The organism is Bacteroidota bacterium, assembly GCA_021300195.1.
GTDB lineage: Bacteria > Bacteroidota > Bacteroidia > J057 > JAJTIE01 > JAJTIE01.
On record JAJTIE010000013.1, the window covers coordinates 1 to 8,948 of the forward strand.

At 59.5% G+C, this 8,948-nt stretch carries 7 protein-coding genes and 1 rRNA gene; 2 read left to right on the forward strand and 6 right to left on the reverse strand.

Annotated elements, in window-relative coordinates; translation table 11 throughout:
* The 4 genes from LW884_03660 to LW884_03675 form a co-directional block, all read right to left on the reverse strand.
* Positions 1-126 (reverse strand): 16S ribosomal RNA (locus LW884_03660); the annotation flags it as partial.
* A 539-nt stretch (positions 127-665) separates the two neighbouring features.
* Positions 666-1,334 (reverse strand): hypothetical protein, encoded by a 669-nt coding sequence (locus tag LW884_03665; GenBank protein ID MCE3007429.1) that lies wholly within the window; start codon positions 1,332-1,334, stop codon positions 666-668.
* A gap of 1 nt (position 1,335) precedes the next feature.
* Positions 1,336-2,853: a M48 family metalloprotease gene (locus LW884_03670; protein MCE3007430.1), complete on the reverse strand. Its 1,518-nt coding sequence runs from the start codon at positions 2,851-2,853 to the stop codon at positions 1,336-1,338.
* A gap of 18 nt (positions 2,854-2,871) precedes the next feature.
* Entirely contained in the window at positions 2,872-4,365 is a 1,494-nt protein-coding gene (locus LW884_03675) for a GH3 auxin-responsive promoter family protein (protein ID MCE3007431.1), read from the reverse strand.
* Between the two features lie 154 nt (positions 4,366-4,519).
* Between LW884_03675 and LW884_03680 the strand changes: the two genes are divergently transcribed.
* Positions 4,520-5,071, forward strand: coding sequence for a cob(I)yrinic acid a,c-diamide adenosyltransferase (locus LW884_03680; protein MCE3007432.1), 552 nt, complete (start codon positions 4,520-4,522; stop codon positions 5,069-5,071).
* 90 nt (positions 5,072-5,161) lie between these two features.
* Here LW884_03680 and dprA read toward each other — a convergent pair whose 3' ends face one another.
* On the reverse strand, positions 5,162-6,274 hold the full coding sequence (gene dprA / locus LW884_03685) for a DNA-processing protein DprA (protein ID MCE3007433.1): 1,113 nt from the start codon (positions 6,272-6,274) through the stop codon (positions 5,162-5,164).
* A gap of 63 nt (positions 6,275-6,337) precedes the next feature.
* Positions 6,338-8,308 carry an OmpA family protein gene (locus tag LW884_03690; protein MCE3007434.1) on the reverse strand — a complete coding sequence of 657 codons (1,971 nt, stop codon included), beginning with the start codon at positions 8,306-8,308 and terminating at the stop codon, positions 6,338-6,340.
* 119 nt (positions 8,309-8,427) lie between these two features.
* Between LW884_03690 and paaJ the strand changes: the two genes are divergently transcribed.
* Positions 8,428-8,910 carry a phenylacetate-CoA oxygenase subunit PaaJ gene (gene paaJ / locus LW884_03695; protein ID MCE3007435.1) on the forward strand — a complete coding sequence of 161 codons (483 nt, stop codon included), beginning with the start codon at positions 8,428-8,430 and terminating at the stop codon, positions 8,908-8,910.
* The last annotated feature ends 38 nt before the right edge of the window (positions 8,911-8,948 follow it).

Here is an 8,948-nt window from a genome sequence, read left to right on the forward strand (position 1 = left end):
GCCCGGAGGTACGTTCCTTACGCGTTACGCACCCGTTCGCCGCTCTTCCCGAAAGAAGCGCTCGACTTGCATGTATTAGGCCTGCCGCTAGCGTTCATCCTGAGCCAGGATCAAACTCTCCATTGTAAAAGAAGTTGATCCCGCTTCGCTTGTGGATTCTTTTGTGCTGTACATACTTGTACGTACTTCCAAAACCTCAAAGAACTTCCAATTTTCCAGCTTTCCACTTTGCTTTCGCGCCGCGTTCAGTGTCGAATGGGAGAGCAAAGGTAGGGCAAGTCTCTATTCCTGTCAATAGCTGCTGAAAAAAAATCTTACTTTTTCCTGTGCTCTCAAGCAGAGGACGGCTCGTTCAATACCTTGAAACACATCTAATATTCTTATAATCAATAAAATAGAGAACGACTGTACCTAGAAAGATAACCCCTACTGGATTATAAAAAAGTACGCAGCACCTCCACCACGGTTCGGTCATTCTTCAGTTGCTGAAGGACGCAGATAAACTATCGGACATGCACCTGACCCTTGCGGAATACTGGAGCTTGTGAGCTCATACTGTCTAAAAAACACCCTGTACCTGAAGGCCATCCCCTTCCGTTACATTAAGTTCGGGGCTTTCACCCGATGCCCAAGCAGAGAGATGGCCTGAGGATGCACGCTGTGCTTTAGGGCCGCTGCCAGCCGGCCTCTAGCAACTGCAGAGACGAGGCAATGGTAGCAGTAAAGCGTTCGCTGGAAACACGCCCCCGCAAGGCCCGCATTTCCAGGTGCAGCAGGGCTCCAGAGCGCACATCAGCCACTACCAGGAAGTACTGGTCGGCCCTACGGCCATCCAGGTAGCCCATCAGCCCAAAGTAGGGTGTGTCATAGTGCTGAGCCAGCTGGCAGTAGTCGGGGCCAATCTGAGGCGGGTAGCTAAGCAACACCGCGGTAGAAGCACCCCGCCGGGTAGCCCGTGCATAGCGAGATGGGTCCTGCTGGGCCATGGCGCGCACGATGGCGTGCTCCAGCGGAGCTACATCGGAAAAATACAGGCTACCCACCTGGCCGATGTGATCGTGGTCGAGGGTCTGCACCTGAACGCTGGCACGCGCTGCCAGGCCGGCGATAGCCTGTGCAAAGCCCTCGCGCGCCTTTCGCTCGGTCTCCAAGATGAGATTCATCTGGGCTTCGGTCTGTGCTTCCTGCTCCAGCTGCGCCAGGCTCTCGTTGATAAAGACCGGGTCTAGCAGCACCAGTTTTTTCACCGAATAGTCCGGGTGGGGATACTTCTGCACCAGTAGGCGCTGGCTAGGCCCACAGCCTACCAGCAGGGCTAGGCCTACCAGCAGCATGCTAGGGTGCAAAGATGGGCGTAAATTCATTGTAGGGGCTGTAAGGAAATTTTTCTTTGAACGCTTGGATGGGTTGTGTGCTGCGCTGGTGCTGTGCCTGTGCCCAGGCAGCAGCAAAGTGCAGCTGCTCGGCCCCTGGGTACAGTGCCGCGTAGTGCAGCGCATAGCCGTGGGCTGCCTGCGCCAGCTGGCTGGCCGTACTTAGCCGCAGGCTATGCAGGTAGCGGTTGTAAGCGTCGGTATATTGAGCCTGGGGGGCAGGTACCACCCTGCCATAGGTGGCCGTGCCCAGCAGGCAGTAGTGGTGCAGCTGCATAAGGTTCAGCACCACCAGGGCATGCAGGAACGGCTCGCCTGGCTGCTGCCTGGCCAGCTGTAGCACTTCGTACAGGCTGCGTCCGTAGTCGCCATGCCGGTAGTGGGTATAGGCACTCGCGTAGCGAGCCCAGCGTACAATGCCTGCATGGCGCGCATCCACAACGGGACTGAGGGTTGTGTCGGGCACGGAGCCAACCAGCAGGGCATTTAGCTGCTGCAGGCGCAGGGGGATGGCAGGGTGCGTAGCCAGCGAGTCGGCAGTGAGCGGCACACCCAGCTGCTGCAGGGTGTCTATCAGGGCTGCCTCTTTATCCGGGCCTGCAGCAGGCGGCCTGTAGGCAGTGGGGTCGTGTGGCCAGCTGTATTCGTCCGTACTCAGTGCCACGTGTAGGTCCAGGCGGGTGGGATAGGCGTCCGCATCACAGGTCTCCAGGCGGGCCAGGGCTGTAGCAGCTGCCTGCGCCGGGTAGCCCGTCTTTCGGTACAGTGCCAGACCCAGCGAGTCGGCCTGTAGTTCGGCTTCGCGGCTGTGGCGATAGGCTTCCAGCAGGGCACGCAGGGCTTTCTGCTCCAGGGTATACTGCAGCATGGGTAGGGAGTTTCTTACTTCACGTCGCGACTTACCCGCCACCAGGCTACGCGCATCGCGTGCAAGGCGCTGCTGGGCATGCAGCTGGTGCTGCAGCTGCACCAGGCCGTGGCGTAGCCGCTGGTGGGCTAGCTCGTGGCACAGCACGTAGGCCACCTCCGCCTCCGATGCCAGCCGGCTCAGCAGCCCCATGTTCAGGAAGGTAGTATACTCATTCCAGTTTACCGCGTTGGGTACCGTGTAGCGGGTAAGGAATACGCGGTTCTTGGGCGATAGCTCGGCATTGGCAGCCAGTATGCGGGCAAAGATGCCTGCCACATACCGGCTAAGCGTATCGCCAAACAAGATATCACCCGACAGGAAAGCCTCTTGCAAGGCCTGGTCTCGCTGCAGGTTATAGCTATACAGCTGCAGGCGGTTCAGGTCTCGGTAGTGGTCCAGCATCTGTAGCTGTCGCTCGGCACGCACCTCGGGTGCCAGCATCATGCGCTCGGGCACCGGGCCCTGCTGTCGCATCGGGTGATAGGCCGTATCGGGCTGGGCCTGTAGGCGTATACCCGACAGCCCCAGTAGTAGGGCCAGCGTCAAAACGGATTTAATAAGCCGTGTCATAGTTCAAATATAGCCCCTTTACACCGATAGCATGAGGCGCAGGGCATCGGCTACCGATCGGTCATTCTTCAGTTTCGGAAACTTATTCTGCCCGCCCAGCTTGCCCTGCTGCTTCATGTAGGCACGGCAGGCCCCATCGGGGAGCACATAAACGGCGGCGGGGGCTAGCATATGGCCAGCCCGTAGGTCTTCGTAGTAAGGGTTCTGCTGGCGCATTTTCTCATCCAGCCGCTGGGCAAAGGCATCCAGCGAGGCGGGGCGCTGGCTAAACTCGATGTACCACTCATGCCGGCTACCCTGCTCGGCCACATACGGGGCCACGGTATATTCGGCCACCTGGCCCCCCGCAGCCTGCACTGCGTATTGCAGGGCGGCAGACACCTCCTCCTCTATCACATGCTCACCAAAAGCCGACAAAAAGTGCTTCACCCTGCCCGTTACCTTCAACCTGTAAGGGGCTGTGCTCACAAACTTTACCACATCGCCAATGACGTACGACCACAGGCCTGCGTTCGTAGTGAGCACGATCGCGTATTGCTCACCCAGCTGCACCTCCCACAGGGGTAGCCTGCGGGGGTTTTCGTGGTAGTATTCTGCCAGGGGTACAAACTCGAAGAAGATGCCATAGTCCAGCATCAGCAGCAGGGCATCCACACTGGGGTCCTCCTGGATGGCGATAAAGCCCTCGCTGGCCGGATAGGTTTCCACCGTGTCTTGCAGGCGGCCAAAGGCAGCCTGAATAAGGGGGCGATAGGGGGTATAGTCTACCCCCCCCTGCACAAATACATCGAGCTTGGGCCACAGCTCGGCGGGCTTCTTGCCTGTTTCGGCTTCTACCCGCTCATAAAACATCTGCACCCAGGGGGGTATGCCACTAATCAGGCGCAGGTCCTGGCTGCGAGTCTCGCGGATGATGGCTGCCAACTTAGCCTCCCAGTCTTCGATGCAGTTGGTATCAAACGTAGGTACCCGGTTTCGCTGCAGGTAGGCAGGCACAAAGTGCTGGGCAATGCCACTGAGCCGCCCTACGGGGATGCCCGCCACGTTTCGCTCCAGGGCGGGGCTACCACTCAGGAAGATCATCTTGCCGTCCAGAAAATGCGCGTTGCCGGTGTGGTAGATGTAGCACAGCAGGGCATCCTTTGCCCCGCGCACTTGTGCCTGCATCATCTCTCGGGTCAGGGGGATGTGCTTGGCCCCGCTGGTGGTGCCGCTGGTTTTGGCAAAGTAGAGCGGTCGGCCAGGCCACAGCACATCAGGCTGGCCGGCATAGGCACGGTCTATATAGGGCTGAAAGGCTTCGTACTCGCGTAGTGGCACCCGCTGGCGATAGGTTTCGTAATCGCGGAATGCCCCAAAACCGTACGCTTGGCCAAACTGGGTAAGGGCAGCCCGCTCCAGGTGACGGGCTAGCAGCTGGCGCTGGTGGGCCTCCGGCTCAGCAGCCATGCGGTGTATCTGAGCCACCCGCTGGCGAGCTAGCAGCTTGGCAATGGCAGTCTTGACAGACATAGCAAAAACAGGTTTAGAAACACAAAAAACAGCCCAAAGGTACTGAAATGCGCATACAGGCGGGTAGCGTGCCCGGCCGGGGCAGCCATACCACACAGCTGTGTATATTTAGCCTGCCAATAACGTGCAGCCTGGCTGCCAGAACACGAGAACCATGAAGATATACACACGAAAGGGCGACACCGGCCACACAGGCCTACTGGGCGGCACCCGGGTGCCCAAGTGGCACCTGCGTATAGAGAGCTACGGCACGGTAGACGAGCTGAACAGCTGGCTGGGCCTGCTGGGCAGCCTGCCCGAGGGCCAGCCCCAGCTGGCGCAGCTGCGCCGTATACAGGATCGCCTCTTCACGCTGGGTAGCCACCTGGCTGCCGACCCGGAGAAGAACCAGTTTGCCCTGCCCCAAATCCAAGAAGCGGATATAGCGGAGCTGGAGGCGGGGATAGACCTGATGGAGGCAGATCTGCCAGCGCTAAAGAACTTTGTGCTACCTGGTGGCAGTGCGGCCAATGCGCAGGCACACATAGCACGCTGTGTATGCCGCCGCGCCGAGCGTATGACCGCTGCCCTGCATGCCGAGAGCCCTGTGGAACCGGTGATCCTGAAGTACCTGAACCGACTATCGGACTGGTTGTTTGTATTTGCCCGCTGGCTTAGCCTACAGGCCCAGAGCGAAGAGGTGGTATGGAAACCGCGTCAAGACTGAACGGAAATGGCATACGGCAGCTAGTGGGGGGCTAGTGTCAGCACAGCCGCACGATGCGGTATAGTGCAGCTGTGCTGCGGCTTGCCTGTGCTAGATGCGGCTGAAGATGCGCCCAGGCTTCTGGGCCACATAGCCCTTGAACTCGAGGGTAAGCAGCAGAGATACCAGCCGGTTGGGCTGGATGTGCGCCTGATAGCTAAGGCGGTCCAGGCCCGACTCGCCCTGCTCCAGCAGATGGAGCACCTGCTGCTCCTCAGCGCTCAGGTCTGCCTGTATAGGCCGGAAGCGGGGGGTGCCGGGGCGGCCCTGGGGGCGAGCCGCCAGATTCAGGTCTTCCAGCACCTCCTCCGGGTCTGTTACCAGCCTGGCTATCTGGTCGCGTATCAGGCGGTTGCAGCCCGCCGAGTAGGTGTCTCCCACCCTGCCGGGCAGGGCATATACATTGCGGCTCTGGTCAAAGCCCAGCCTGGCGGTGATGAGGGCCCCGCCCTTTTCAGCAGCCTCTATCACAATGATGGCCTCGCACAGCCCGCTTATGATGCGGTTTCGTTCGGGGAAGTGAGCGGCATCCGGCTCGGTGCCGGTCATGTACTCACTTATCAGCGCACCCTGCTCCTGCATCTGGCTGGCCGTACGGCGGTGTGCGGCAGGATACAGCTTGTCTAGCCCATGGGCAAGCACCCCCAGGGTGCGTCCGCCGGCCTCTAGCACAGCGCGGTGGGCTACTATGTCTATGCCATAGGCTAGGCCACTCACCACCGTGTAGCCCAGGGTGGCAAAATACTGGGCAAAGCGCGTGGCAGCCTGCCGGCCATAGTCGCTGGCCCGGCGGGTGCCTACTATGGCAATGCAGGGCTCGCTGCCAAAGCTGTAAGCCCCCCGGGTAAACAGAAAAATCGGCGCATTGTAGATGCTCTTCAGTGCCTCGGGATACCCGGCCTCGCTATAGCAGCGCATCTGTATACCCTGCTGCTGCATGTAGTTCAGCTCCAGCTCGGCCCGCTGCAGGTAAGTGGCGGCATCCTGCCGCAGGGCCGCTACCAGCTTTGGGCCCACATCGGGTATTTTTAGCAGCATGCCCGGCGGGGTATGAAAAACCTGCCTGGCTCCGCCACAGTAGGCTACCAGGTTCTTGGCCGTTACACTACCCACTTTGGGTATCTGGCTGAGGGCCAGTAGGTACTGTTTCTCTTCTGTTGTCATGTATGCCTGTGTTTTGATTGTTTGTGCTGCTGGTGGCCCCAGGGCCGTTTGCTCCGTTTCCCGCTACTTGTAGTCCAGAACTTCAATCTCTACTCGGCGGTTTTTCTGTCGGTTTTCGGGGCTGGTATTGGGCACCAGTGGACGGCTCATGCCATAGCCTGCGGGTTCCATCTGGGCATACAGCAGGCCTCGGTTTACCAGGTATTCTATCACAACTTTGGCACGCGTAAGGCTCAGGATCTGCTTGGTGGAGGGGTCTCCGGTATCATCTGTGTGGCCCGCTATGCGCACACGCACGCTGGGGTTCAGCTTCAGGAACCGGTAGATGCGGTCCAGCTCGGCATACGAATCCTTGCGCAGCACAGCCTGGCCTGCATCAAAGTGTATGTTACTCAGATTCAGCTTCTCTCCGCGCGCAATGGGCTTCAGCAGGATGTCAAACCGATTCTCGGTATGCAGCTGGCGGGGGGCCAGCACTACGGCTGCGCTGTAAAACATATAGCCGGGTACCTGCACACCCAGGCTGAGGTCTGCACTGTCGGCAAAAGACATAAAGTAGGTGCCGATGGTGGTATCGCTCTGCACACTGGCCACCACCCGGTTCGTTTCGTTGTGGATGAGGCTCACCTCGGCAGGGATTACCGCCTGAGAGTTGGCATCGCGCACATAGCCCACCAGGGTGGTGGGCAGGGTGGCACGCGGCCGGGGCCTGAAGCCCATGTTTGCTACCCACACGTCATTTCCGCCATAGGTGGTGGCATAGTTCAGGTCAAAGTCGGTGCTGCTGCTGCTGCCTATGGCCAGGTAAGATCCGTCTGCCAGCGCGTGTGCTGCATACAGCTGCTCGCTCTTGCTACCGCCATAGTTTTGGCTCCAGCGCACCACTCCGTCGGCATCGGTGCACATCAGCCAGCCGTCGTACTTGCCATAGCAGTCGGGCAGCAGGCCATCATTGCTGCGGCTGGTGGCGGCTACCAGCAGGCTGCCATCTTTGGCCACTTGCAGGCTGTTTCCGCCATCGTCTTGGCTACCGCCATAGGCCTTCATCCATTTCAGCTGCGCATCGGCATCCAGCCGCGCCAGATAGATGTCATTCTCGCCCTGGCTGCGGTGTATCTGGCCACTGCTGCTATAGGTGGTGCCCACCATCAGCAGGTCGCCATCCGGCAGCTGGCTGAGGCCAAACACATCATCGAAGGAATCTCCACCCACATTCTTTACCCACAGGATGTTGCCATCGGGCTGTATCTTTACGATCATAACATCGGTGCGGCCATTATTCCCTTTCAGGTGTCCATCCTTGCTGTCCGAGGGGCCTGCCGCCAGGTAGTTTCCGTCTTGGGTGGCTATCAGCACCTTCAGCTTGTCATTCTGGCTGCCCCCTATGCTGCGCTCCCACTGCAGCTTGCCCTGTGCGTCCAGCTTTACCAGCCAGCCATCCAGGCCGCCATGGTTTTCTTTTACATCGCGCTGGTTGCTGCCAGTTTCTCCGGCTATCAGGAAGCCGCCGTCTGGCGTGGGCAGCAGGGCCGAGCCCCGGTCATTCCCCTGGCCCCCATAGCCGCGTGCCCAGCGCAGGCGCCCCAGGGCATCCACGCGCAGCACAAACAGGTCGCGCTCGCCCTCGCTGTACTCAGGGCTGTCGCTGTAGCCACATACCACCAGGCCACCATCGGGCAGGTACTTCACGTCTGCGGGCTGCTCCGTAAGGCTGCCCCCATAGGCGCGCCGCCACAGCACATCTCCCACCAGGTTGATCTTGAAGAGCAGGACATCTGCATCTCCGGTGGTTTTCTCCAGCTCGGGCACATCATAGCTGTAGGTACCGGCCACAATGATGAAGCTACTGTCGGGCAGCAGTTCCATGGCATAGGCATCGTCATAGGCACTGCCGCCTATACAGCGCTGCCACAGGATTTCGGGCGCAGCCTCCTGCGCCTGCACCCACCCGGCCAGTAGGGCCAGAAAAAGCAGTGTACCCGGAAAAATGGCGCGCGAAATTTTGCCCAGAAAGGAAAAGAAGCCGTTTTGCATAGGCCGAAAATACAACACTACCCGCCCGCCCCGCAAGCCTTTCCAGCTTTTGCATAGGCAACGCGCAGCCTGCCGGGCACCCGTTTTCATGTTTTTTCGTTATATTGGCTATCGATCGTATGGCAAACGTTGCACCCCATCCCGAGCTGCTGGCCCTGCTCCAGCAGGTGAAAGACCCCGAAATCCCCACCCTTAGCCTGGTGGAACTGGGTGTGATAGAGCAGGCCGAACTGCGGCCAGATGGCAGTGTGTACGTAGAGCTGATCCCCACCTTTGCAGGCTGCCCGGCTATTGCGTTCATGGCCCTGGAGGTAGAGCAGGTGCTGAAGAATGCCGGCTATACACAGCCAATGGTGGTGATAAACAAGCATAAAGGCTGGGATAGCAACAAGATAACGGAAGCCGGGCGCCAGCATTTGCTCGACTTTGGCCTAGCCCCCCCACCCCGCCACCAGGGCGACTACGCGGTGGAGGCCGTGGCGTGCCCCCACTGTGGCAGTAGCCGAACCGTGCTAAAAAACCCCTTTGGCCCCACCCTGTGCCGTGCCATACACTACTGCCAGGACTGCCGGGAAACGTTTGAGCAATTCAAGCCCCTCTAGGCAGTCGAACGGCTCCCTGGATGGGGCTGAGCCCACGC